The sequence below is a fragment of the Fodinicola feengrottensis genome (assembly GCF_039530045.1).
GTDB classification, from domain to species: Bacteria; Actinomycetota; Actinomycetes; order Mycobacteriales; family HKI-0501; genus Fodinicola; species Fodinicola feengrottensis.
The window spans coordinates 108,465-134,117 of the sequence record NZ_BAAANY010000004.1; the positions used below are offsets into that span (position 1 = coordinate 108,465).

Consider the following 25,653-nt stretch of genomic DNA (forward strand, 5'->3'; position numbering starts at 1 on the left):
TCTGCTCGCCCACTGACGACCACCTCCCAATCCACTGTGGAGTTGTGCGTTAGCCGACGGACGGCCCCAGGCCGAGCGACTGCGGCGTACTGGCGTCCGGCGACGGCTGGTGCAGGCCCTCATCCAGCGGCCCGAACTCGGTCATCAGGGCCGCGCTGCCGCCCCACGGAGTCTGTTCTTCGGCGATCAGCGTGTTGGTGGTGAGCAGCAACCCGGCCACCGACGCACCATTTTGCAGCGCTGAACGGCACACCCGCAGCGGGTCGATGACACCCATCTCGATCAGGTTTCCGTAGGTTTCGTGTAGGGCGTCAAAACCTTCGTCGTCGCCGAGTCCGCGGGTGTGGGCGACAATATCGGCCGCCGGCAGGCCCGCGTTGCTGGCAATCAGGAAGGCCGGCTCGCTCAGCGCCCGCCGAACGATATCCGCGCCAATCGCGTGGTCACCCTTCAAACCGTGCTCCGCCAACACCTTTTCGGCGTGCAGCAGGGTGGCGCCACCGCCGGCGACAATGCCCTCGGCCATCGCCGCGCGGGTCGCGGACAGTGCGTCCTCGACCCGGTGCTGCAGTTCCTTGAGCTCGGCCGGAGTCGCCGCGCCCACCCGGATGACGCCGACTTTCCCTGTCAGGGCGCCGATCCTTTCGGTGAGCACGTCTTCGTCGATGCCGAACTGCGCGCGCTCGAGCTCGGCGCGGAGTTGGTTGACGCGGAATTCGACATCCTCGGCGGACCCGGCGCCGCCGATGATGGTCGTCGAGTTGGAGTCGACGCGTACCTGCCGGGCCCTGCCGAGGTGCTCCAGTGTCATGGTTTCCATCGAGAAACCGGACTGCCGGGACAGCACCTTGCCGCCGACGATCGCGGCCAGGTCCTCGAGTTTGTGTAGCCGACGGTCACCGAAGCCGGGTGCGCGGATGGCGACTGCCTGGAAGTTCCCGTTGACGTGGTTGTGCACGAGCATGGACAGCGCGGTGCCCTCGACTGTCTCGGCGATCAGTACGAGCGGCCGCGGCGCTCGCATGATCTTGTCCAGGACCGGCATCAGTTCCTGGACCTTGGTGACTTTTTCACTGCACATCAGGATGTACGGGTCGTCCACGATCGCCTCGAGCCGGCCCGGGTCGGTCACCAAATAGGGCGACAGGTAGCCGTTGTCGAACTCGAACCCCTCGACGTAGTCGACACTCATGCCGATCCGCGGTGATTCCTCAATGGTGACGATGCCGTCCTCGCCAACGGTGTGCAGTGCCTGCGCGATAATCGCGCCGACGGCGTCGTCGTCATTCGCCGAAATCGCGGCCACCCGGGCGTACTCGTGCTCCTCGGTGATCGAGTGCGCGACTTTTTCCAGATGTGCCACCAGTTGCCCGACGGCGATGTCCACGCCGCGCTTGACCAGCACCGGGTTGGCGCCGATGGTGATGGCCTTCATGCCTTCGCGAATGATCGCCTGCGCGATGACGGTGGCCGTCGTGGTGCCGTCACCGACGACGTCGTTGGTTTTGATCGCCGCTTCTTTCACCAGTTGCGCGCCCATGTTCTCGAACTGGTTCTTGAGGTGGATTTCCCGGGCGATCGTGACGCCGTCGTTGGTGACGACGGGGGAGCCGGTGATCTTCTCGATGATCACGTTCCGGCCCTTGGGTCCCAGGGTGGATTTGACCGCGTCCGCGAGTTTGTCGACACCGGCGAGAAGCAGGTCTCGGGCTTCTGAGCCGAAGCGCAGTTCCTTGGCCATCGTTGGTCCTCCTCGTACGTACTCGCGGATGCGATGCGGATGGGTTACGGGGTGAGAATCGCCCGGCCGCGGACCTTGCCCGCGGCCAGGTCGGCGAGCGCGTCCAGTGCCGCGTCGAGCGGGTATTTCTTGGTGTGCAGGGTGACTTTTCCGGCCTGCGCCAAAACCATCAGCTCAACCAGGTCGTTGTACGTACCGACCAGATTGCCGATCACGTTGCGCTCGGTGGAAATGATGTCGATCGTCGGGATGTCGATATTGCTCCCGTAGCCAATCACAAAATGCGACCCGTTGCGCTGGGTCATCGCAAACGCATCCTGTTGGGCGCCCTGTTCGGCGACGAAGTCCAGGACAACCTCCGCGCCGTTGCCGCCGGTCAGGTCGAGCACGGCGGCCACGTGTTTGCCGTCCGCGACCACGGTTTCGTCCGCGCCGAGCTCGGCGGCCAACGTGAGGGCGTCCGGGTTTCGGTCCACCACAATGACTCTGGCGGCCGTGAGGGCGGTCAAGGACTGGATGCCGATGTGCCCGAGCCCACCGGCGCCATTGACGACGCAGGTCGTGCCGGGATAGAGCAACGGCACGGCTTTGCGTACGGCGTGGTACGCGGTGATGCCGGCATCCGCGAGTGCGGCCACGTCCTCGGGTTGGGTGTTGGGATCCAGCTTGATACAGGCGCGCGCTGAGGTCAGCAGGTATTCGGCCATACCGCCATCGGCGTTGATACCAGGAAAAGTGCTGTTGATGCAGTGCATGTCCTGGCCGGCGCGGCAGGCGTGGCAGAGCCCGCAAGTCGGCGTCGGATGCAGGATGACGGTGTCGCCGACGGCGACATTCGTCACGGCAGAGCCAACTTCGTGCACCCATCCGGCGTTTTCGTGGCCAATCGTGTAAGGCAGCGTGACTCCGGACTTCTCTTCCCACTGCTGCTCGATAATGTGCAGGTCAGTACGGCACACTCCGGCGCCGCCGACCTTCACCACCACGTCGAAGGGCTCTTTTGCGGTCGGCTCCGGAACGTCCTCGATGACGGGTTGCTGGTGGTACGTGTGCAGCCGTACGGCCTTCATCCCGCGTTCTCCTTTCCTGTCGCACTTGGATAGCGAGCAAGCAGCATGCCCCGGCACACCCCGGAGTTGGCGTCCTGGCTGACCCGGGTGACCCGGGCGATGCCCAGGTGCCGGCGCAGTTGGTCGGCGGGTACGGATGTCCCGGTCGCCGGATCGACGAGCAGCGCGTCGGAGTTCTCGCACGGTAGACCGAGTTCACGGCGGCGGGACCGCAGTCGCGAAGTTTCCGCGTCCTGCGGTGCGTCTCCCAGCGTCGCGGTGCCCAGGCTCGCTGGGTCGGCTCCAGCGGACACCATCGCGCGGCAGACCCGGTCGGTGCCGGCGAGCACGGCCTTGCGCAGGAAATCCGCGCGCAGGCTGTCCAGTTCGTCGGCGGCCTCACCCTCGAAGGATGCGACGAAACCGGCGCGCGCGGCGACCCCGGAATTGATGGTGTCGGCAGCGAAATGGTCCTCCAGTTGGATGTCTGCGAGAGCTACCCCCGGAACCGCGTTGACCGCGTCGTACGCGTCCGCCACCATCAGGAAAGCGAAGTTGGGCGCGCAGAAATAAGTCGGCAGCCGCAGTCGTACGACCGCGGTGCCGTCCGCCGTGACTTCGTGCCTGGACACGAAACCGAGGTCGGTGAGTGGCTCGTCGAGCTCGGGATCCTGGACCGTCGCAAGCGCCGACCAGACCGCCGCGGTGACGGTGGTCTGGTCGGCGCCGGCGCCCATTGTGGGGGCTGCCATCACGATGCCGGTACGCTCTCCGGCTCGCCTACGGCCGGTTCAGGGCTGGAGTCGACCTGACAGTCAGCTGGCACCTCGATGTCGTACAGTCGAGCCGCGTTCAGCCCGAGGATTTTCTTTTTGGCCGTGGTGCTGAACTTCGAGTAGTCGCTGAACTCGGCACTGTCCGGCATCTGCCAGTCCACGAAGCCCTCGACCTGCCATTTGGGCTCCCAGATGGCATAGTCCGCACCGAAGAGCATTTTGTCCTCGCCGAGCCAGAACATCAGCTCGCCCATCACCTTGGCGAAGAAGTTCGGCCGGGCGTGCATCAGGCCACCGACCACGACCGACAGGCCGGCGTAGACGTTCGGCTCCTGCGTTGCCATGAAACAGAAGTCCTCGATGCGCGGCAGGCCGACATGCTCGACGATGAAGTTCAGCTCTGGGAAGTTTGTCGCGGCGTGGTCGACGTCGGACACGTCGAAGGCGTCCTTGTCCAGTGGCCAGATCGTCGGCCCTTTGTGGACATGCACGTTCTTGATGCCCAGTTCCTGGCATTTTTCCAGGTATTTCGCCGCCTCCGGACTTTTCAGGCTCCAACCGCGGGAGTCACCTTTCCACTCCGCGGTGTAGAGCTTGACGCCCTTGCTGCCCCAGCGCTCGACTCGCTCCTGCAGGCCCTTGAGTCCGTCGTCGCCGTCACGCGGGTCGAAGTTGGAGTTCACCAGGAACTTGCCGGGATGTTTCTCGGCCAGTGCGCCGTTGGTCTCGGTGGTGTTGAAACCTTCCGAATACCACTGCCGCAGGTTGGTCGGCTGGAAGATCGCGACGTCGACGTGTCCATCCTCGAACAGGTCCTTCATCATGCGTTCTTCGGTGTACTTCTGGAAATCCTCGATCGACCAGTGCGTCTCGGCCGGCCCTAAGCCTTGGTACGCATGGAAACACTCGATCCAGCCCTTGGCGTACTGCTCTTGGCCCTTGACCCAGTTCGCCGGACTCGCGTCCCAGAAATGGGTGTGGCCGTCAACGACGAAGTATTTCTCTCCATCTTTCTCATACACTTGGATTTCCTCCCAGGGCTGGATCGAATGCGGTCTGCTATGACCGTGCAACCAGGTCGAAGTCGATGAACTCCGCGGCGTCCTCCGGGTTCGCGAACATGATGGTCCGGTCGTCCTCGTGGATCATCCGGCCGTAGTGCGTCGACATGCTCTCCTCGAACTCGGCGGCGTCGAACCAGCCGTGCTCCTCGCCGGCGGCTTCGTCGACCTCGGCGTAAACCAGGTCCACCCGGCCCTTGGCGTCGACCCGGATCATCGACGGTAGTGGCGTCACCGTGACGTTGTCCTTTGTGGACATCACCTGGGCGATCAGCGCGCCGACCTGGTTGTTCATCAGTGTGAAGCCGCACATGTTGGACGCGGTGTTGTCGACCTTGTACGCACTCTCGGAAAACTTGAACGTGGTCACTGGCCCAGCTCCTTCGGTGCCTGCAGATCGAGGTCGGACAAAATGCCGCTGAAACGGCTCTTCGCACGGTCCAGGCCGTCCTCGAAGCGCGGGGGCTTGGCGTCGGGCTGCGACCACAGCGGTTGCAGCGTGCGGGCCGCGGAAATGCAGCGGGGCACCCAGGTCGCCAGCCACTGGCCCATGATGGCCTTGTTTTCCTTGGCGAACTCCTTGTCGTCCACCAGCAGCCGGAACATCGCCTTGGTGTAGCGCAGGTCCCGTTCGGCGAAGTCGTATTCCTCCGCGCCGATCAGCGTCGGCGTGATGAAGTCGCCGTTGGACGGAGCGGCCTGCTGGACCAGGTTGCTGCGGAACAGTTCGCCCACCAACGGCTCGAAAATGATGTTCGACGCGAAAATCGCCTCACACCAGTCCCAGATGCCGGTCAGCTGCTCTGCGGTGTCGCGTACGCCCTGCCATGCCGGATCCGAATTCCAGGTCTCGACGTGCGCGGTGCCGTCGAAGCCTTCGATTTCCTCGCTGAGCGTGAGGTTGTAAAGGGCCAGGTCCTGGGCCGCCCGGATCCGGTGCATGCTGTTCACCGAAATCGCGTTGTTGTGCATGTTCGTCGGGGCCCGCCGGTTGGCGTTCGCGTACAGGTAAAGGCCGAGGCCGTGGTCGATGTGCATCCACGCGCCGACGTGCTGGGAAACGAAGCTGACCCAGTTCGGGTTCCACTGCTCGAAAGCCTTGGACTGCTTGGCAGCCTCGATGTTCTGGTTCAACTGCCGTACGACATTGGAGTTGTAGCGATAGAGGGTCAGTTCCCATTCCTCGTTGGGATCCCGGAACTCGTGCCAGCCCAGCGCCGGCCACGGGTAACCGGTGCCGCCGGTGCCAGGTCCGCGTTCGGGCACCGGGCGGTCCGAGCCCCACGCCTTCAAAGCCGTCCACTCCAGTGGATATCCGCCCTTGCCGTCGGCGAAGCCGTACAGCCAGCCCTGCGACAGGTAGTGCCGAGGGTCGGGCTGCACCTCGACAGTCACGTCCTCGTAGTGGCTCTGCTTGCGCTTCTGCGGGGTGAAGTAGTTGTAGCGGCGCGCATCGGAGTCCGGGAAAACCTTGGCACCCGCCTCCGCGTCGGTGAACACTGGCTTGGGGACGCTGCGTTCTGTCGTTTGTTCTGGAGTGGTAGTCATTTGTTTTCCTTACTGTTCGTCCGCGTCGCCGGTCGTGGTGAACTTGTCATAGAAGATCCGCTTGTCGGCCACCCCGAGAGTCGGCAGCAGTTCTAGTGCCGCCTCAACCATCGGGGGCGGGCCGCACACGTACGCGTCGGCTCTGCCCAGATCGTTTTCCAGCCGTCGCACCACATCGGTGATCAGGCCGGTCTCGCCGTCCCAGCCGTCGTTCTCGTCCGGTTCGGACAAGGCTGGTACGTACCGGAACGACGGCAGGATGTCCGCCAGCGCGGAAAGCTCCTTCTCGAAACAGAGGTCCTTGCGCCGGCGGGCGCCGTAATAGAAAGTCGCCTTCCGTTCGATGCCGCGCTCAGCCATTGACCGCAGCAACGAAAGAATGGGTGCCATTCCGGCTCCGCCGCCCAGGAACAGCAGATCCGACTGTGGAGCGTCCCGGAGCGTGAAAACCCCGAACGGGCCGGTGATGTCGAGCCGGTCACCGATCGCGACCTCTTCATGCAGAAACGTCGAAAAAAGTCCGTCTGGATAGATCTTGATCACGAACTCCAGCAGGCCCTCGTTCCGCCCGGGGGTGTTCGCCATCGAGAAAGATCGGGTGGCCTGCCGGTCGGGGACGGCGAAATCCACGTACTGGCCTGGAAAGAACTTCAACGACGACGTGGGGTCGAGCAGCTTCACCACCAGGTGAACGAGGTCGTGAGTCACGTACTCCTTGGAGATCACCTCGACCGCGGCTTCCTGGATCGGCAGCCCGGACTTGATCATTTCCTCGTCGTAGTTGAGAAGTTCGATGGTCAGGTCCTCGTACGCGTGCGCCCGGCACAGAAGTGTGAAGCCCTCTTCCTTTTCGTAGTCAGGCAGCGCGAACGTGGAATAACGGTCGTGTTCGACGTCGTCGCCGTCCAGCAGGAAGGACTTGCATGCCGCGCACTGGCCCTCTTTGCAGCCATGCATCAGCATGATTCCCTGTTCGGCGGCGGCCCGCAGGATCGTCTTGTCCTCGTCAACCTCGATCTCGATCCCGACCGGCTCGAAACGCACGTGGTGTTTTTCGCCCATCGCCTGCCTTTCTTCGGTGTCGGTCGGCACCAGCGTGGGTACGGCCCGGGAAGGGGGCGGGCCGTACCCACCGAAGCTGGCTCAGGAGGCGGCCGGCGCCGGTCGGCCGGCGGGGCCCTGCTTGTTGTAGTCGGCGACGAAAGCGGCGCGCTCGTCGTCGTTCATCTCGTTGAGAATGACGTTCGGGGAAGCCAGCGGCGGGCAGCGGCGCAGGTGGTCCAGCGTCCACATCTTCTTCGGGTCAAGGTTCAGATGCGGTTGCGCGACCATCGTGTTGCCGTCGTCCCGTACGAAGCCCATGTCCTTCACCACATCGGCCCAGTTCCAGCCGTGGTAAAGGGTTTCCCATTCACGGGCGCCGATCAGCTTGCCCATGTTCGGGGTCTGTCGGCCCTGGTACGTCGGCCGGAACGCGACCGCGTCGGTCCACCGGCATTCCTGGTGGCAGTAGGTCCGCCACTGGCCGTCGACCTTGTCGACCACCATGTCCTCGCGCACCAGGCACGGGACCATGCAGGTCCAGCAGCGGTGCGGGTAGACGTAGTCAACGTCCTCGAACACGATCGGGTTGTGACCGTTCGGGGTGGCGAGCCGGTTGTAGTTTTCCCACCACTTGCCATAACGGTCGTACCAGCCCGGGTATTTGTACTCGAACCACTCGAAGTCCTTGTCCGTCATCGCGTCGATCCGCCAGTAGTTGGCGAGCCACCCGGTGGCGAAGAACTGCGCGACCTCGTGCACATAGCCCTTGTTCCAGATCTGGTTCCAGGCTTCCTCAATGAGGTCGTGCGGAATTTCCAGGCCGTACTTCTCCAGTGGTACGAGATAGCTGCGGTAGTAGTCGTCGTAAATCCACCGACGCCACATTTCCGCGTAGCTTTCCCGATCCTTGCGGCGGTCCTTGGTGCCGTACTCGATGAACGTACCGATGGCGGCGTCCACCACGCGGTGGTTGTTCCACCACGCGTACCGAAGGTCGCGGGCCAGCAGTTGGTGGTTGGTCTCGTCCGACAAAGCCATCAGCAGGGTCGCGTACCCGTTGCTGATGTGCCGGGACTCGTCCGACTGCACCGAGTGGAAGACGGTCGGCAGCAGGTAGTCGCCGTTGGCGGCGGCTTCTGCCGGCATAGCGACGAAAAGCGTGTTGGTGAACGCGGTCTCGGCCACGATCGTCAGGTAGATGCTCGCCGCGGTGATCGCGTCACCGGTGATGAAACCTTCGGCGAACTGACGGCCAATGGTGCCGCAGTAGTCGGACTGGAAATTGCGGAGGCTGCTGTTGAAGCCCGCCGGGTCGATGTAGTTGTTCATGTACAGGCGCTTGAGGTTCTGTTGGATCGTCGAGTGCCGGACTTCGTCGATCATCTGGATGGCCTGGCCGTTGTGCAGTTCCGGGTTGGGAACCGTACGGAACAGCAGCGGCATCGCCCGTGCCGCCGAGATTTCCGGCAACGGGATGATGGAAAGGAACAGCTTCTGCCATTCCAGCCAGCGTTCCTGCACCTGCCGGAACATGTTGCCGCGGATCGCGCCGTCCTCGGCGCCGTAGACGCGATGGTCTTTTTCTTCCTGCATGGGGAAGTAGGACCGCAACACCTGCTTCAGTGGGTCCTTTTTCTTCGCCTTCTGGAAGGTGTAGTCCGTGCCGTAGTGCGACACCGGCTCGTGGTAGGCCGGCTCCCAGGACAGCTCCTGGATTTTCTGGTGGGCTCTCGCCACACTCTGGCGGCTCATGATCACTCCTTACCCGCCGATCCCGGCGGCGCCTTGCATCGGCTTGGCAGTCAAGTCGGTGTACGCCACCGCATCGGCGACCCAGCTTGATCTCCCGTCGGCACTGCCCTCGACACCGTCGGTTGGCCGGCCCGCACGGTGGGGCCGAAGGCAATGCCCCTACGCAGCGAATTACATCGCGGGTGTGACCCTTGTCGGGTCTCAATATGAGACAGTGTGCATGCGTGTGATTACGGTTCGTCCAGCTGTTGCGGAAGCATCCTGGTACGAAGATCAGCCAGTTGGTTGCGGATGTTCTGGGAGGTGCGCGCATCTCCTTCGACGGTCGGCGTGATGCCCATCGCCCGCAGTAAGGCGGTGGCCGGCTCGCCCGGATTGCCGGTGCCGCCGAGCACCGGATGCAGGCCCTTGTCGACAAGGTGGTGGAACACGACGTTCACGACGGTCCAGGGGTTGTACGTCTCTTCCGGGGCCAGTTCGGTGATTTGTTCGGACGGTTGGGTCGAAGACATGTGGCACCTCCCAGCCCCATGACACAACCGGGCCAGTCCGGCAGATGTCTCAATTTGAGACACCACCGGGGGGCCGGCGCCCCTAAGCTGTGGCCCAGGACACACCCTGCGGTGCCCGCGGTCGGCCGCTCGCGGGCAGCGGTAGGAGGTCTACGTGGATGACGCACGCAACGTGCGACCGCTGGTGATGGCACCGGCTACGCGGGTCTCGCCCGACGATCCGCAGTTGGCCCGCGCCCGGATCGACTTCCTGACCTCCGAGCACGTCGAGTCGGACAAGGTCCGCCGGCCCATTTTGGCTTCGTGGTCGCGATCCCTGAACCTGCGGGTGCCGGCGGACCGGATCGCTATCCCGTACGTACGGGACAAGGACATGGACACCCCGCTCGTCCGGGCCGCCGAGCCGGTGTTGGAACGGCTCGCCGAGCAGCTCAGCGACCAGCCGATCAGCATCATCCTGACCGACCAGACCGGCATCGTGCTGACCCAGCGAACCGGCGACATCGACTTGCACCGGCACCTGGAAAGGGTCGAGCTGGTGCCCGGTTTCAGTTACGGGGAACGGTTTGTCGGCACCAACGGCATTGGCACGGCCCTGGAGGACGGTCGGCCGACGCACGTCTTCGGGCATGAGCATTATGCCGAAAACCTGGAAAACCTGGCCTGCGCGGGCGCGCCGATCCATCACCCGATCTCCGGCAAGGTGATGGGCGCGGTCGATCTGACCTGCTGGAGCAAGGACGCCGGGCCGTTGATGGTGGCGTTGGCCAAGACGACCGCCGAGCAGATCCGCCAGGCGGTCCGCAGTAACACCCGCGAACTCGCGCTTTTCGAGGCATACCTGCGCACCTGCCGCCGTACGACCGGAATTGTGATGGCCTTCAACGAAGACGTCGTGATGGCCAACGACGCCGCCCGCCGGCTGCTCGCGCCGGCCGATCAGGCGCTGCTGGTCGGCCAGGCCTCGCAGGTGATGGTGGACCGCCGGCCGGCGTCCGCGCTGGTCACGCTGCCGGCCGGCGGCAAGGTCCGGCTGCAGTGCCGGCAGGTGCCGGGGCCGCGGTACGGCGAGTCCGCCGGCGCGGTCGTATCCGTGACGCTGGTGGAAAGCGACGAGGAGCGGACCGACCCGGCCACCGTGGCGCTGCCGATGTTCCTGCCCGGAGTGGTGGGCTCGGCGCCGGTGTGGCTGCGGTGCTGTCACGACGTCGACGCGACTTACGGCCGCGGTGAATGGGTGGTGTTGTCGGGGGAGTCGGGGGTCGGTAAGAACACCCTCGCCAAGTGCGTACACCAGCGGCGTAATCCGACCGGGCGGCTGCACACGCTGGACGCGGCGGCCGTGCCGGAGTCGGGCTGGCCGGCCGATCTTCGTCGGGATTTGCTGGAAGATCCGGTGGACGCGCTGGTCATCCGGCACGTCGACCGGCTGCGCAAGGGCGCCTTGACCGCGTTGGTTGAGGTCCTACGGGAAGTACGAGCGGCCGGCCGGCAGCCGCCGTGGGTCGCGGTCACCCTGACCGAGGGCGCGGGAGCCGCGCCGGACCTGACCGACCTGATCGCGTTTTTCCCTCGTACGATCGAAGTTCCGCCGCTGCGCCGGCACCCCGAGGACATGGGCGAGCTGATCCCGTTGTTCCTCAGCAAGCTGTCGCAGGGCGGTCAGCTGCGGTGTTCTTCGCCGGCGGTGCACCTGTTGATGCGGGCCACTTGGAGCGGCAACGTCACCGAGCTTTATCACGTGCTCAAGCAGGTCGCGCAGCATCGCCGGACCGGGCTGATCCGGCCCAGCGACCTGCCGACCGAATACCGCACGGTCACTGGGCGGCAGCTGAACAGGCTGGAGTCGATCGAGCGAGACGCGATTGTCGACAGTCTCGACGACGCCGGCGGCAACAAGGTGCGCGCGGCCCAGTTGCTGGGCATGTCCAGGGCCACGCTTTACCGCAAAATCCACGATTACGGGATCGTCACGCCAGATCGTTGAGTGCCCTGCCGAGAATCGCGATGCCTTGGGCGATGACACTCGGCGCGTTCGCCGCGTAGCCCAGCACCAAACCGGGCGGGCCGGGAAGTTGCCGGTGCCAGCACAGCGGCTGCACCTTCACGCCTTTCGCCAGTGTCGCGGCGGCGAGCGCGTCGTCGGGGAGGTCGTGTTCGAACGTGATCATCAGGTGCAGGCCGGCCGCGGCGCCGTGCACGACCGCGGTGGGCAGGTGCGTACGAATGGCATCCATCATCGCGTCCCGGCGGCGCCGGTGACGCTTACGCAGAAAGCGCAGCTGCCGCTCGACCTCGCCAGACTTCATCAACTGCGCCAACACCAGTTGCGACAGCACCGGGTTGCCGAGGTCCGCGCACCGCTTCGCCTCGACGAACTCGTCCTGATAACGCGACGGTACGAGCAGCCAGCCCATGCGCAGCGCGGGAGCCAGCAGTTTGGAGACGCTGGCGGTGTAACAGACCTGCTCAGCGAGCATCGACCGCAATGCTGGCACCGGCGGACGGTCGTAGCGGTGCTCGGCGTCGTAGTCGTCCTCGATGATCATTCCGCCGTCGCTGGCCCACCCCATCAGCTCCCGCCGGCGTTGCCCGTCGAGCACCACTCCGGCCGGAAACTGGTGGGCGGGCGTCACCAACACGACCTGAGCGCCGTTCGCCCGCAGGTCATCGACGCGCAGCCCGCCGGCGTCCACCCGTACCGGCGGGGTAGCCAGGCCGGCGTACCGCAGGTGCTGCCGGGTGCCGAGTGACCCCGGATCTTCCATTGCCACCGCGGAAATTCCGTGCCGTCCGAGCACCTGCCCGAGCAGCGACAACGACTGCGCGACTCCGGCGACCACGATCACCTCGTCCGGATCGGTACGAATTCCGCGCGTACGCGCCAGCCAGTGCGTCACCTCGGTCCGCAGCGCCGGCGTCCCGCGCGGATCCCCGTAGCCGAGATCCGCCGCCGACAGCCCGTCCAGCACCGCCCGCTCGGCCCGCAGCCAGGCGGCGCGCGGGAAGGCCGCCAGATCGGGTCTTCCCGGCAGCAGGTCGATAGCGGCCGGGGCTGCTCGTACGACATCCCAGACGTCGTTGCGTGGATGGCCGTCGAAGAGCGTGGTCTGGCCGGTTTTTGGTGCTGGCTGGGAGATCTCGGTGGCGATCGGAGCGGCCACCACAACGGTGCCGGCACGTCCTCGGCCAGCGATGTGACCGTCCTCGGTGAGCCGCTGGTACGCCTCGGTGACCACTCCTCTGGAGACACTGAGTTCGGCGGCCAGGACCCGGGTGGCCGGGAGGCGGCCGCCGACCGGGATCCGGCCGTCCGAGATGGCGTGCCGCAACTGCTCGGCCAGCCAGTCGGACAGGCCGCCCGGCGGCGCGTCCCCGAGGGTGAGCTGGAGGAAGTCGGAGCCGGTTTTGGACCTGTCGTGGCTGATCTCTACGCGGCTCGTCATTGGTCCAATGTGCGGCCCGAGCGCCCCGGCCGTCAAGGTCGCTCTCGGTAGCCGCGACAGCGGACTATGCGGGTTTTGTATGTGGCCGTGGTCGGCTGACCGGATGACACGGATTCGCTTGGCTCTCGTCGCGGTAACCGCGGCGGCTCTGGTCGGGGCAGCTTTGGTCGGGGTGGCCGCGCCAGCGGCCAGCGCGCCGCAGAGCGTGCCCTCGGCTCACGACTTCGGCGGCTGGCCGACGGTCGGCGCACTGCTCACCACGAACGGCACCGACCACAGCCCGCAGACCCACAACTGCACCGCGAGCGTGGTCAACAGCCCCCACCACAACCTGATCATGACCGCCGCGCACTGCGTCTACGACAGCGGCAGCGGCTGGCGGAAGTACCTGGCCTTCTTTCCCGGTTACAACGGCGGCCCGAGCAGCACGTACGGCAGCTGGTACGCCTACGGGCGGGGCGTGAAGATGCTGGTCAACCAGGGGTGGATCACCAACCGCGACCCCGCGTACGACTACGCCTTCATCGTCTTGACGCCGTCAGGTGGGAAGAGCGTGCAGGATCGTACGGGCGCACTGAACCTCTCTTTCGACACGGGACTGCCCAAGAAGATCGACCTGGTCGGCTACCCGGCCAACGGCGCGAAGCCGCGGATCTGCTCGGGCAGCACGACCGGCGGCAAGGTGCAGCAGTGGTTTGTGCAGTTCGACTGCACGAACCTGCCGGGCGGCACCAGCGGCAGCCCGTGGACCGTACAGGGGAGCAAAAACGTTATCGGCCTGACTGGCGGGTACGAAGAGGGCGGCGGTGCCGTACACAACTACAGCGTCTACTTCGACCACGAGACCCGTGATCTCTACCAGCGGGCCGAGGCGCTCTAGCTGAGTCCGTCGAAGTCATGTCGCAGCCGGGCGAGCGCTCGCCCAGTGGCGACGGTGGCCGCGTGCGGTGACATTCCCAGCACGCGGCCGATCTCGGCGGCGCCGGCGCCGCCGACCCGCAGCCCGATGAGCTGCCGGTCGCGGTCGGCCAGCCGGGCGAGGCAGCGCCCGAGCGTACGAAGGTCGTCGCGGGCGATCACCCGTCGCTCCACCGAGACGGGGTCCACCAGATCGGTTCCGGTCGGCGCCAGGTAGCGATCAGCGATCGCACGCCGTCGGCCGCGCCGCCGATGGTGGTCGATCACCGCGTTCCGGGCTATCCGCAACAACCACGGCCAGATGCCTTCCTCGTCGCCGCTGAAGCGGGAGTAGGCCGCGTACGCATGGGCGAAAGTGTCCGCCGTCAGCTCCTCGGCCGCGTCTGGATCGGTCACTCGGGACAGGCAGAACCGGTAGACGCGCGGGGCGTGCCGCCGGTACGTGATCTCAAACGGCGGCCAATCGGTCGTGTCGAGTGTGGTCACCGAGGCATCTCCTGACCGGTCGGTGGGAAATCGATGTCCGATCACGGTGCTTTGAGTTGGTACGTGCGGGGTTCACCATCGCCCAGACCTGCGAATGAACCGCGCAAGTACCGCAATAGCCACCGTTGGAATCCAGCGATAATCCGGTATATGTAGTGAACTTGCGTACGATGCATGCAGGACTTTTCGATCGGTGGACGACGGGGCAGCATGACGGCGGAGATCGAAGTGGGCGCGGATTTTCTGGTGCTGGCCCTTGGACCACTACAACTGGGCGGCGAATGCGCGGTCGAGATGACCGCCGAGAAGCCGCAGCGGCTGCTGGCCGCGCTCGCCTTGCAACCGAACCGGTGGGTCTCCACCGCCGAGTTGACCGAGGCGCTGTGGCCGGAGGGGGCGCCGGCTTCGGCGCGCGGAAATCTGAAGACTTATGTGCATCTGCTTCGGCAGTTGCTGCCCGCGGTGGGGGAGCAGCAGCGGATCGACAGCCGTAAGGGCAGCTACCGATTGGTGGTCAGTCGGGACGAACTGGACGTCACCACTTTTGAAGACCTGATCGCGGCGGCTCGAACGACGCTCGCGGACGGCGAGGCGGGGCTCGCCGCCGACCGGGCGGCGGCGGCCCTGCGGCTCTGGCGTGGCGAGCCCTTCGAGTCGCTGTCCGGCCATGCCGCCGAGATCGAGCGGGTCCGGCTCGCCGAGCTGCGGCACTCGGCCGCGGACTGCCGGGCCGACGCGTTGCTGGCCGACGGGCGGGCCGATGAGGCGATCGCGTTGCTGCGCCCGCTGGCCTCGGCCGACTCGCTGCGGGAGGCGAGCTGGGAGCGGCTGATGCGGGCGCTGATCCAGGCCGGCCGGCCCGCTGAGGCACTGAGGACGTACCACGAACTGCGCACCGGCCTTGCCAGCGAGCTCGGCACGGAGCCAGGCCCGGGCCCGCGCAGGCTTTACAACCAGCTGCTGGACGCCGACCGCGAGGCCGGCGACGACGTACGCATGTCACCTCCCGCCGTCGTTTCGCCGCCGGTCAAACGGCAGTGGCCGGGTCGCCGGAATCTGGTCATCGCGGCCTGCATTGTCTTCGTCCTTTTGGTCGCTGGCGGTGCGTACGCGTTCTGGCCGCAGCCCACGCCGGACCAGAAACTGATGCAGTTGGTGAATTCCACCGACCCGATCCAGAAGCGACCGATCACCATGCCACCGCCGGGCCATCTGATCTTCGGCATGTCCAACGGTGTCGACGACACATCAAAAAGCCCGCTTTACCAGCAGGCGCCACTTGGCATGGTCACGCAGTATTACTACGAGCGGTCGATGCTGGCCCAGGTCCTCCCAGGCTGGTCGAAGAACGAGATTCCGAAGACCTATGCCGCCGGCAAGGCGATTCATCTCATGGTCGACAGCCCACATCCCAATCAGGACGAGCCCTTGCCGTTCAGCGACAAGCAGGGCAGCTTCTGCGGGTTCAGATATCCGCTGTCCGACGATTTCCTTCCGGACATGCGTACGCTCGCGATGGGTTTCGCCGGAAAGAAGGACGGTCCGCCGCTCTTTGTCTCCATGTTCAACGGCGTTGACAAACACCTCTGTGGCGAAGGTGTCTATGACAGTCCCGCCACGACGGCCTATGCCCAGGCGCTCAAGGTGCGCTACCTGCAGGCCATCCGGATTTTTCATGCCTACGCACCGAACTCACGGGTCGGTCTGGATCTTGACGGCTGGCTGCTCGAGGGCGGTGACACCAACCAAGGTAAAAACCTCGTGCTCGTGAACTATTTCTCCGACGTGCTGAAGCAGTCGGACTTTCAAACCTTCAGCGCTTTCGAGCATGACGGCAACATCGACAGTGTCACCACGATGACCAGGTATCTGGGTCGGTTCGGTCCGGTCATGGTGTGCAGGTTCGCGCCGGACGGCTCAATCCCCAACTTTGACAGCGACCTGAACACCATGATGACCCCGTCGTTCCTGAAAACCGTTACGGCGCAGGGTTTGTTCGCCTGGAACTTCGACGACGACACTCAGTTCGACAGCAAGAAGCAGCCACAGCAGTTTGCTGAGACGCTCAACGCCGTACGCAAGTTCGGTGCCTCCGCAGCACCCGCCTGACCCGTTCTCCCGTCCCAACTTGACGACCCAACGCGACGTTCGACCTGCCGAGCCCCGCCCCGCTCGTCGAGGGACACCACACAACAGCGCCACTCGGCGAGCGAGTACGAGCCGAGAAATGCCTAGCTGATCGAGTAGACCCGGGCCCAGTCCACGTCGAAATAGGCCTGCTGCATACCGTCACCGAAGAAGTTGTCCAGCTGGATCGTCTGGTGCATCGGGCCGGGTGCCTGCACGTCCGGGTCGGTGTCGTGGAACCACTGCTGGCCGTCGATGTAGCCGGTCAGGCCGTTGGGCGACCATTCGAAGCCGTAGTTGTGCCACTGCGAAAGGTCCAGCGAACCGGAGTGGTATTCGTCCTGTACGACACCGGATTGGGTCGGGTGGTGCATGAACGCGGTGCCGGCGTCATCGCCGACGTTGACCTCGAAGTAGTCGTATTCGCCGCCCGACGGCCAGGCGTCCGAGTCCGGCCACGTAATCAGGACGGGGTGGTAGGCGTTGCCGTTCGCGCCGGGCGCGGCCTGGATGCGGGACCTGACCTCCCAGCGGCCGTACTTCTGGCCGAGGTTGGAGGCCATTCCGGCGGTGTCGCCGTTGGAACTGCCGGTCTGTCGCAGGTAGCTGCCGTTGACGTAGTTGGCGTTCCCGCACCTGCGGCCGTTGCCGTCATGACCTGGCACGCAGCCGTCGCCACCGTAGACGCCCCACTTGGCGGAGTCGGGCGTGCCGGTGTAGTTGAACTCGTCGGAGGCCGGCAGCGGTGTGCCCCAGTGGAAATTGCCAGCCGCGGTGCTGCCGTCCCCAGGCGGTGGTGAGGAGGGCGGCGGTGACGAAGGCGGGGGTGAGGAGGGCGGCGGCGACGACGGTGGCGGTGAGGAGGGATTCGATCCGCCGCCGGCCTCATAGTCGGCGGCGGTCGACTGCCAGGTGCCGCTGCCGTTCGAGACCGTCTCCAACGGGTGCGAGTTGGTGGCGCCGGCCGGCGCTTTCAGGGTGGCCCGGATTTTGGTCCAGGAACCCGCTTTTGCGGTGATCGCCGGGCCGTAGGTGGAGCTGATGTAGCCATCTTCGCCGTACCAGTCCATCTGGATGTTCGCCTTGCCGGCGAGGTTGGCGTCCACCGAGATCGTGTACGTCGAGCCGCCGGTGACCGACAGTTGCGGCATGTAGATGCCGGCGTCGCCGGAGCTGATTTTCACTTGGTACGCGTACGAAGCAGTGGGGTGCCCGGTGATGGCCACCCGTTTGCCGCTGCCGTCGCCCAGCGCACCCCAGCCGTCTGCGCTGCTCGCCAGCACCGGGTTGGTCGCGAGGTTCGTCGAGTCGGCGTACGCGCTGGTGGCGATGGGGATGGCCGCGGCGGTGGCGACCATGGCGACAGCCGCGCCAAGAGCCGCCGGCAGCCGATATCGACGATCAGTGACAGTCACATTCTGCTCCTTCTGCACGGCATACATCTGACGCGCTGATAAACGCCGTACCCGACCAAATGTCACAAGCGGCTACTGACTGCCGAAATCCTGCGTCCAGTAGTTCGGGTAGTCCGCGTTGTTGGCGACCGTGTAGCCGACGCCGATGTCGTGCAGGGAGCAGTTCAGGATGTTCGCCCGGTGACCGGCGCTCTGCATCCAGCTGTCGACCACTGCCGTGGGTGTGTCGTAACCAGCGGCGATGTTTTCGGCCCATGCGTCCCAGTCGTAGCCGGCGTCGGAGATCCGTTGGCCGGGATCGCGGCCGTCCGGGCTGTCGTGGTCGAAGTAGTTGTTGGTGGCCATGTCATCGCTGTGGCCCTGGGCGGCCGTGGTCAGCTGGGCGTTCAGCGCCAGGTTGCCGCAGCCGTGCTGTTGCCTGTTCTGGTTGGTCAGATCCACGACCTGCTGGACGTAGTCATTAGCCGGCACGTGAGCGGGCGAGGGGCCCAATGCCGTGGTGAGGGCGATCAGCAGCGAAAGGGTCTTCATCCGTACCTCCGCGGGTCGGTGGTCCGCTGGGCTGGGAATCTCGATGACTTATCGGAAAAGCAGCGCCAGCCGTAACAAAGAACGCGTTCTTTGCCGTTCCGTCACATTCGGCCATGTCGTTGGGGACCCGTCCCGGCCGAAGTCAGCACGATGCCCGATATGGCAGGTGATACGCGTTTTGAAGTGCTCGGTCCGGTCCGCGCGCGATGTGACGGGACGGCGGTGGATGTCGGACCGGCCCGTCAGCAGGCCGTGCTGGCGGTGCTCGCGATGCGGGCCGGCTCGCCGGTGTCCGCCGCCGAACTGCTGCGGGCCGGGTGGGGAGACCGGCCGCCGGCGATCGGCGACAAGGTCGTGCCGGCGTACGTCTACCGGCTCCGCAAAGCGCTGGCGGCGGCCGGTGCGGGGGAGCTGCTGGGGCGGACGGCCGGCGGGTACGTGTTGCGGGTGTCGCCGGCCGCGGTCGACTCCGGGCAGTTCACCGACCAGGTCGCGCAGGCGTCCCGGTGCCGCCGGGACGGCGATCCGGAGCGGGCCGAGCGGCTGTTGACCAGCGCGTTGACGCTGTGGCGTGGTGAGGCGCTCGCCGGACTGCCCGGTCCGTTCGCCGAACAGCAGCGCTCGCGGCTGAGCGAACAGCGGGTGGCGGCCCGTGAGGACCTGCTTGACCTGCGGTTACGCGGTGGGAACTGCGGGGACGCAGTGGGCGAGCTGACCGCGTTGGTGGCCGAACACCCACTCCGAGAACGCGGGGTCGAGCTGTTGATGACCGCGCTTTACTGGCAGGGCCGGCAGGCCGAGGCGCTGGCCGTCTACGCTCGCGCTCGGCGGATTCTGGTCGACGAGTTGGGGGTCGAGCCCGGCGATCACCTGCGGGCCACTCACCGGGCCATCCTGCGCGCCGAACTGCCGCGTCCCGCTACCGAAACGTCGCGTACGGCCGAGACTTTTCCGGTACGAAAGGACATCCCCGCGCCGCCTCCCGGTTTTGTCGGTCGTACGAGCGAACTGGCCCTGATCAGCCAACTGACCTCCGGCGTCTGCGCGGTCGACGGGATGGCCGGCGTCGGCAAGACGGCGTTCCTGCTGCGCGCCGCCGCACAGCACGACTGCGCCGACGGCCAGCTGTATCTGGACCTCTGCGGCTACACCCTGGAACGGCGGCCGCTGCGACCGACTGAGGCGCTGGATCGGCTGTTGCGCGCGGTTGGTGCCACCGAGCTTCCGGTGACTGACGACCCCGATGAGCTGGCGGCGACCTGGCGAGCGCGGGTGGCCGGCCGGCGGCTGTTGTTGGTGCTGGACAACGCGGTCAACGCCGAGCAGGTCCGGCCGCTGCTGCCCGGCGATGGCGGCAGCGTGGTGCTGGTGTCGAGTCGGCGCAGGTTGGGCGGCCTGGAGGTGGACCGGCACCTGCACCTGGGCGTCCCGCCGCTCGGCGATGCCGTACGGCTGCTGGAAAACGCGGCCGCAAGGGAGTGCTCCGGCACCGACCGGGCGGAGGCGATCAGGGTGGTCCAGACCTGCGGGCGGCTGCCGCTGGCGCTGCGGATCGTTGGCGCGAAGCTGCGGCACCGACCGGCCCTCGGGCTGGCGGACCTGGTCGACCACCTCCGCGACCACGACCAGCGGCTCGGCCAGCTGGAGATCGATGACCGCCGGATCGACGTGGTCTTCGAGATGTCGTACGCCCAGCTGGACCCGGGCGACCAGCAGGCCTTTCGGCTGCTGGGGTTGCTCGGCACCGCGTCGGTGGACCGGTACGTGCTGGCCGCGCTGGCTGGCGTCGACGGGCACCGCGCCGACCTGGTGTTGGAGCGGCTGCTGGCGGCGAATCTGGTCGACGAGCCGGCGCCCGGCCGGTTCGTGCTACATGACCTGGTCCGTTCGTACGCCGCCCAGACGACCCGCCAGCTCGACCCGGACCGGCTCCGGCGAGACGCGTTGACCAGGCTTTTCGACTACTACCTGGCGGCCAGCGCACGGGCGTACGTGAGCATCCAACCGGCCACCGCGGTGACCGGTGGCACGTCCGCCGGGATGCCGCTGCCGGCCGCGGTCGACGACTTCGCCGGTGCCCAGGCGTGGTTCGAGCGCGAGGCCGGCACCCTTGGCTGGTTGGTCGACCTGGCCGCCGTACGACCGCAGTGGCACGCCTATGGATGGCAGCTGGCCAATCCGCTGGTCTGCTACCTGACTCGGCACGGCCGGCAGTCCGACGCGGCCCGGGCCGGCGCCGCCGGGCTGGCCGCCGCGATCGCTGGGCACCATCGGCAGGGCCTCGCGGTGATGCTGTTCTGGCAGGCCACCGTGCGATTCGACGTGGCCGACTACGCCGAGGCCGAGCGGCTGTGGACCCGGTCACTGGACCTGTACGAACAGCTCGGCGACCTCGCGGGACAGGCTCGCGCGCTGCGTCGGCTGGCTGAGTGTCTGCAGATCCAGGGACAGCTGCGACGGGCCTTCGAACGGGCCCAGCGAGCCGTCGACATCGCCCGGCGCGCGTATGACGAGCGGGCCGTCTGCACGGTGCTGCAGACGCTCGGCATCATCGGCACCGTGGTGGGGGAGTTCGCCGCCGCAGAGGCCGCGCTGGTCGAGGCGACGGCCAACGCACGGGCCCGTGACGATCTCAACCGGCTCGGGTTTTCCTTGGTGGTGCACGCAATGCTGCAGGCCGAGCAGGGCCGCGCGGAGGATGCGCTGCGCACTTCGCGGGCCGCCGAGCAGATCGCCACCTCGCTGGGAAATCCGACGATGGGTGCGATGGCGCTGACGTACATCGCGGTGGCACATCGGATGCTGGGCGAGACCGCGGCCGCGGTGGCCGGCCATCGCAGGGCGCTCGACCTGGTGGAGGCGCATCTGCTGCGGGCCATCGAGACGACCATCCGCAATGCCTTCGGTCAGACGTTGTGCCTGGTCGGTGAGGTCGAGCAGGCCCGCCGGCAGCACGAGGCCGCGCTGGCGCTGGCGACGGTCACAGCCGAGCCGTACGAACAGGCGCTCGCGCTGGGCGGGCTGGCCAGCTGTGCCCAGGCAGACGGCGACGCCCAGGAAACTCGGCGCTGGCGGACCGACGCACTCACGATGGTGGCCGGTTTCGGGCTGGCCGACAACGACAGCGCCCCACTCCGCCGCCGGATAGCGGGAACTACCGCTTGCGGCCGAGTCCGCAGAGCATGAGCTTGTCCATGTCGACCGCCTCGATCAGCCGCGGCCCGTATGGCCACCATTCGAAAAGCTTGACCAGCCCGGGCTGGACGAGGTCCAGACCGTCGAAATAGCTGGAGATCTGCTCGAGCGGCCGGAACTTGCAGGAGCCGAGGCCTTGGCGGATCTTCTCCTCCAGCGTCCGCGCGATCGCTGCATGCCTGCTGCCGTCGGCCGGGTCGTAAAGATGGCTCAGCGCCACGAAAGACCCGGACGGCAGGGCCTGCACATAGGCCGCCATCAGGTCGCTTGCCTGGTTGTCGTCCTCGATCAAGTGCACGATGTTGGTCAGCATCAACGCGATCGGGCGATCCAGGTCCAGGTTCTTGCGGATGATGTCGTTGGCCATCAGCTCGTCCGGCTTGCCCGGGTCGACGGCGATGCAGAAGGTGCGGTCGTTGTCGACCAGCATGGCTTTCCCGTACGCGACCACCGTCGGATCTTTGTCGACGTAGATCACGTTGGTGTCCGGGTTGATCCGCTGCAGGGTCTCGTGCAACCTCTCCTGTCGCGGCAATCCGAAGCCACAGTCCAAAAACTGGTCCGTACCGGCCCGGTCCACCAAATAGCGGCCGACCCGAAGCAGCCATTGGCGCAGTTCCTCGGCGGTGGTCATCAGGTCCGGCACGCTGGTCAGCAGCTCGTTGAGGAGTTTGCGATCGGCATCGAAATGGTCCTTGCCGCCGAGCGCGGCATCCCACAGTCGGGCCGGGCTGGACCGGTTGGTGTCCACTCGCGAGGAATCGCCTACCGCGGTGGGCGATCGATCGGTCGGTGCCATCGGGCGTCCTGCTCCTGCCTGTCACTCTGCGTTGGGTTAACGATAGCGGTACAGGCGTGACCCCAACCACTGTCCCTCCTGGGCAAAAGAGCTGGGATCGGCCGGAACTGGCCGGAACCGGATTCCGGTCCGGCGGCGCGGAAGGATGTTCGCCGGCGAAAGAGGGTGATAACTCCCCTGCCATCCGTTTACAACGTTGTGCAAGGGGTGTACGACGCCAGGACCTCGACCAGGAGGCGTGGTTCACCGCGCCGGTGTCGACGCAAGAAGACGGCCTAGATCTTGACTGGTTGACCGGTTCTTGTTGACTCGTACGCGGCGGTCACGATCCGCAGGGTCGCGAGGCCCTGTTCGCCGTCCGGGACTGGTCGGCGGCGTTCGCGTACCGAGGACAGGAATTCGGTCAGCAGCAACCGATCCAGGTCCGGGCCGTACCCGAGCCAGCGACTTTCGCCGCCGGCACGGAAACCGGTGACGGCCTGGCCGAACGCATCTACCTGGACGGTGCCTTTTTCGCCGACCAGGCCGAAACTCAGCCCGCCCCAGGTCGGAAAGCCGTCCGGTCGGCTCCAGCTGCAGTCGATGCTCGCGACGGTCCCGTCGGCGTACCGGATAACGACGACGCCACCTGTTTCCACCGCCGCTTCCGGATGCAGAATGTGGTTGCTCAGTGCGTAAACTTCAACTGGGGGAGCGCTCACCAACAGGCTGAAGATATCTGCCAGATGGACGGTGTGGTCCATCAGTGCGCCGCCGCCAGCGAGGTCCGGATCGGCGAACCAGGCCCGCCCACTGGGGAGTTTGCCATTGTTGACACCGGTGAGACCGACCAGTTTTCCGAGTTGCCCGGACGCGACGGCCTGTTGTGCGGCGCGTACGGCCGGGCTGAACCGGACCGGGTAGGCGGTCATCAGACCGACCCCAGCGGCCGCACAGGCAGCGATCATCGACTCCGCGTCCGGGACTGTGGTCGCGAGGGGTTTTTCGCAGAGTACATAGGCTCCGGTCGCGGCTGCCGCCTCCACGATCGTACGATGGTGGAGGTTTTCGGTGCAGACCACCACACCATCCGGGCCTGCCGCGAACATTTCCTGGTACGAGTCGAAAAACGTGGCGTCCACGGCCTCACGACCCCGGCCGGCTTCGGTCGAGCCGACGCCGTCCGGGTCGGCGACGAGCAGCTCAACTTCGGGATGTGCGGCCAATTGCGCCGCGTACGAGCCGGCGTGGACGTGGGCGAGCGAAGCCAGCGCGATCTTCATCAGGCCACCTGCGTCGGGCTGACGGCTCGACCGGACCGGGCCGATTCCAGCGCGGCGAGCGCGATGTCCAAGGCCGCCAGGCCGTCCGCCGCGTTGACCCGCGGCGGCGGGCCGCCAGCGATCGCCGCCGCGAACTCGGCCAGTTCCGCCGTGTACGGATCGTCGGCGAGGGCGTGCCCGATGGCCGCGGGTTCGGGCACGCTGATCGTCACCGGCGGCCGGCGCAGCGAGTCCCCGGTCAGCACGCCGCCGCTGCCGGCCAGGTCGAAGGTGGTCCGGAACGGCTCGCCCGGCCGACTCCACGTGCCCTGGATGTGGCTGATCGTGCCGTTTTCGTGGCGTAGCACCACAGTTCCGCTGACCGGACCGTCGGAGCCGGTGACAGTCGCGTACACGCTGGTCACCTCGCCGCCGATCCACCGCGCGAAATCGTAGTCGTGGATCATGAAATCCAGCAGGATCCCGCCGGCCCGCTGCTCGTTATGCAGCCAAGTGGCCCACTCCGGGCGGGCGCCGGACCTGGTCAGGCGCAATACCGCTGGAGACCCGATCTCACCGCCCGCGACGGCCGCCTGGGCCGTCGCGTACTCGCCGAAATACCGCACCACGTGCGCGACGAACAGGTGGACGCCGGCCTCCGCGCACGCGTCGATGATGCGCTGTCCTTGCGCGTGCGTACGCTCCAGCGGCTTCTCACAGATCACGTGCCGACCCGCCGCGGCCGCCCGGACGGCGATGTCCGCGTGCGTGTCGGTGGGCGTACAGATGTCCACGGCGTCCACCTGGCCGAGCAGCATGTCGAGCTCGTCGACGACTGTGCCGCCGTACTGGCCGGCGAGCGCTGTGGCGGCCGGCGGGTCGTTGGAATAGAGGAAAAGTGTGGTTCCGAGCTGCTGCCAGGCGGCGGCGTGTGACCGGGCGATGAAACCGGAGCCGATCAGTCCTATCGACAGGGGCACGTGCGGGTCCCATCCGTTGCGGTGATCTTGGTTTTGGCCAAACCTACCGCCGCTCGCCGACTCAGTCGAGGAACGTGGTGAGTGCTTCGATGACCGCTTCAGGCTGTTCCTCGCAGCCGCCGGACAGAGTTGGTCAACGTGATGTGGCAGGCGTGCATCACTGGCATCGCAAACAATCTCCGCCTTGACCAATAGCGGGACAGCTAACTGAGCGCTAAAACGGTGGTTCGGTTGGCCATGTTGTTGGTTTTTCGGGTGGGGGCGGCTTGATGCGTGGTTCGTCCTTGTCGTTCAGGTAGATCGGTCCGCGTCGTCCGTTTTTGGTGGGTGGGCAGACGTCTTCTCCGGGTGGTGGTGGCTCGGTGACGTAGACGCGTCCGGTGGGGCTCAGGACGGTGTAGGTGCCGTCTGGGTCGAGTCTGACTTTCCAGTCGGAGTGTGTTTTGAGCCGGTGGTGGAAACGGCACAGGCAGAGGAGATTTTCCTTGCAGGTGCACCCGTCCGGAAACGGGATGGAGTGGTCCTTGTCGCAACGCTGGGCAGCACAGCGACACCCAGGCCAACGACACGTCACGTCTCGGGCTTCGATGAATTCCTGCAATGCCATCGATGGTCGATAACGTGCTCGACCGGCTTCCATGAGCTTGGTGGAGCTGGGGTCGGTGAGTAGTCGGCGCCAGGTGGAGTCTTTGGCCAGGCGGCGGGCCATGCTGGCCGGGATCGCGCCGTACCCGGCGAGGAAGGCGGGTTTGTCGTCTAGGCCGAGCAGTGTGCCTGCTCCGACGACGACTCGCAGGTCAACGCGCGGCTTGCGTGAACGGGCGTGGCCGGTGCCATCAGAACGCGCTGCCGCTGTTGAGGAAGTGGACGACTCGTACCCGCAGTCGTCGGCGCGCACACCGGTGTCGTCTGCTGCGGGCTGAGCGACTCCGCTGTTGTCGGTGTCATCGTCGGGGAATTGGGGCGTGTCATGCCAAGTGTGTAAGCCGGAGGTGTACCAAGATCGACTGGCCTGTTGGTTGGTCGGAAGGG

21 protein-coding genes are annotated in these 25,653 nt (G+C 66.1%); 4 read left to right on the plus strand and 17 right to left on the minus strand.

Translation table 11 applies throughout. From position 1 onward, the window contains the following. Nucleotides 1-49: 49 nt before the first annotated feature. From groL to ABD301_RS06125, 9 genes are all read right to left on the minus strand, one after another. On the minus strand, nt 50-1,741 hold the full coding sequence (gene groL / locus ABD301_RS06085; RefSeq protein ID WP_344307936.1) for a chaperonin GroEL: 1,692 nt from the start codon (nt 1,739-1,741) through the stop codon (nt 50-52). A gap of 44 nt (nt 1,742-1,785) precedes the next feature. After that, complete coding sequence (locus ABD301_RS06090) at nt 1,786-2,811, minus strand: NAD(P)-dependent alcohol dehydrogenase (protein ID WP_344307938.1); 1,026 nt, start codon at nt 2,809-2,811, stop codon at nt 1,786-1,788. Then, nucleotides 2,808-3,542 carry an iron-sulfur cluster assembly protein gene (locus tag ABD301_RS06095; RefSeq protein WP_344307940.1) on the minus strand — a complete coding sequence of 245 codons (735 nt, stop codon included), beginning with the start codon at nt 3,540-3,542 and terminating at the stop codon, nt 2,808-2,810. Before ABD301_RS06095 ends, ABD301_RS06090 begins: the two co-directional genes overlap by 4 nt. Then, a complete protein-coding gene (locus tag ABD301_RS06100; RefSeq protein WP_163569715.1) occupies nt 3,542-4,588 on the minus strand; it encodes an amidohydrolase family protein in 1,047 nt (348 codons plus the stop codon). Before ABD301_RS06100 ends, ABD301_RS06095 begins: the two co-directional genes overlap by 1 nt. A 37-nt stretch (nt 4,589-4,625) precedes the next feature. Beyond that, nucleotides 4,626-4,940, minus strand: a complete 315-nt coding sequence (gene mimD / locus ABD301_RS06105; protein WP_279581284.1) for a propane 2-monooxygenase effector subunit MimD — start codon at nt 4,938-4,940, stop codon at nt 4,626-4,628. 53 nt (nt 4,941-4,993) lie between these two features. Next, nucleotides 4,994-6,175: a ferritin family protein gene (locus ABD301_RS06110; RefSeq protein ID WP_344307942.1), complete on the minus strand. Its 1,182-nt coding sequence runs from the start codon at nt 6,173-6,175 to the stop codon at nt 4,994-4,996. Nucleotides 6,176-6,184: 9 nt separating this feature from the next. Further along, a complete protein-coding gene (locus ABD301_RS06115) occupies nt 6,185-7,267 on the minus strand; it encodes an NADH:ubiquinone reductase (Na(+)-transporting) subunit F (RefSeq protein ID WP_344307944.1) in 1,083 nt (360 codons plus the stop codon). Between the two features lie 51 nt (nt 7,268-7,318). Continuing rightward, nucleotides 7,319-8,971 (minus strand): ferritin family protein, encoded by a 1,653-nt coding sequence (locus ABD301_RS06120; RefSeq protein ID WP_344307946.1) that lies wholly within the window; start codon nt 8,969-8,971, stop codon nt 7,319-7,321. Nucleotides 8,972-9,201: 230 nt separating this feature from the next. Next, the gene (locus ABD301_RS06125; RefSeq protein ID WP_163569712.1) at nt 9,202-9,483 is read right to left on the minus strand and encodes a hypothetical protein; all 282 of its coding nucleotides are present in this window, start codon (nt 9,481-9,483) and stop codon (nt 9,202-9,204) included. 154 nt (nt 9,484-9,637) lie between these two features. Here ABD301_RS06125 and ABD301_RS06130 point away from each other — a divergent pair, with 154 nt between their 5' ends. Beyond that, the gene (locus ABD301_RS06130) at nt 9,638-11,470 is read left to right on the plus strand and encodes a sigma-54-dependent Fis family transcriptional regulator (RefSeq protein WP_344307949.1); all 1,833 of its coding nucleotides are present in this window, start codon (nt 9,638-9,640) and stop codon (nt 11,468-11,470) included. On the opposite strand, the gene pdxR is transcribed toward ABD301_RS06130, so the two are convergent. After that, nucleotides 11,454-12,929 carry a MocR-like pyridoxine biosynthesis transcription factor PdxR gene (pdxR, locus tag ABD301_RS06135; protein WP_344307951.1) on the minus strand — a complete coding sequence of 492 codons (1,476 nt, stop codon included), beginning with the start codon at nt 12,927-12,929 and terminating at the stop codon, nt 11,454-11,456. The two genes, ABD301_RS06130 and pdxR, sit on opposite strands and share 17 nt — an antisense overlap. A gap of 103 nt (nt 12,930-13,032) precedes the next feature. On the opposite strand from pdxR, the gene ABD301_RS06140 reads away from it, so the two are divergent. Beyond that, a complete protein-coding gene (locus ABD301_RS06140) occupies nt 13,033-13,809 on the plus strand; it encodes a trypsin-like serine peptidase (protein ID WP_344307953.1) in 777 nt (258 codons plus the stop codon). On the opposite strand, the gene ABD301_RS06145 is transcribed toward ABD301_RS06140, so the two are convergent. Then, nucleotides 13,806-14,333 (minus strand): RNA polymerase sigma factor, encoded by a 528-nt coding sequence (locus ABD301_RS06145; RefSeq protein WP_344307955.1) that lies wholly within the window; start codon nt 14,331-14,333, stop codon nt 13,806-13,808. The two genes, ABD301_RS06140 and ABD301_RS06145, sit on opposite strands and share 4 nt — an antisense overlap. Nucleotides 14,334-14,543: 210 nt before the next feature. Between ABD301_RS06145 and ABD301_RS06150 the strand changes: the two genes are divergently transcribed. After that, a complete protein-coding gene (locus ABD301_RS06150) occupies nt 14,544-16,442 on the plus strand; it encodes an AfsR/SARP family transcriptional regulator (RefSeq protein WP_344307957.1) in 1,899 nt (632 codons plus the stop codon). Nucleotides 16,443-16,564: 122 nt separating this feature from the next. Here the strand turns inward: ABD301_RS06150 and ABD301_RS06155 are convergent, their stop codons facing one another. Together ABD301_RS06155 and ABD301_RS06160 are read right to left on the minus strand one after the other, a co-directional pair. After that, nucleotides 16,565-17,875, minus strand: a complete 1,311-nt coding sequence (locus tag ABD301_RS06155; RefSeq protein ID WP_344307959.1) for a glycoside hydrolase family 16 protein — start codon at nt 17,873-17,875, stop codon at nt 16,565-16,567. Nucleotides 17,876-17,947: 72 nt separating this feature from the next. Beyond that, the gene (locus ABD301_RS06160; RefSeq protein ID WP_163569702.1) at nt 17,948-18,406 is read right to left on the minus strand and encodes a CAP domain-containing protein; all 459 of its coding nucleotides are present in this window, start codon (nt 18,404-18,406) and stop codon (nt 17,948-17,950) included. 159 nt (nt 18,407-18,565) lie between these two features. Between ABD301_RS06160 and ABD301_RS06165 the strand changes: the two genes are divergently transcribed. Next, a complete protein-coding gene (locus tag ABD301_RS06165; RefSeq protein WP_344307961.1) occupies nt 18,566-21,592 on the plus strand; it encodes an AfsR/SARP family transcriptional regulator in 3,027 nt (1,008 codons plus the stop codon). Here ABD301_RS06165 and ABD301_RS06170 read toward each other — a convergent pair. From ABD301_RS06170 to ABD301_RS06185, 4 genes are all read right to left on the minus strand, one after another. Continuing rightward, a complete protein-coding gene (locus ABD301_RS06170; RefSeq protein ID WP_344307963.1) occupies nt 21,561-22,400 on the minus strand; it encodes an SAM-dependent methyltransferase in 840 nt (279 codons plus the stop codon). The two genes, ABD301_RS06165 and ABD301_RS06170, sit on opposite strands and share 32 nt — an antisense overlap. A gap of 275 nt (nt 22,401-22,675) precedes the next feature. Next, entirely contained in the window at nt 22,676-23,662 is a 987-nt protein-coding gene (locus ABD301_RS06175; protein ID WP_344307965.1) for a Gfo/Idh/MocA family protein, read from the minus strand. Further along, nucleotides 23,662-24,621: a Gfo/Idh/MocA family protein gene (locus tag ABD301_RS06180; protein WP_344307966.1), complete on the minus strand. Its 960-nt coding sequence runs from the start codon at nt 24,619-24,621 to the stop codon at nt 23,662-23,664. The genes ABD301_RS06175 and ABD301_RS06180 overlap by 1 nt, the downstream gene beginning before the upstream one ends. Nucleotides 24,622-24,835: 214 nt before the next feature. Continuing rightward, nucleotides 24,836-25,653 (minus strand): HNH endonuclease signature motif containing protein (locus tag ABD301_RS06185; protein ID WP_344307968.1); only part of this gene is annotated, 818 nt, incomplete at its 5' end.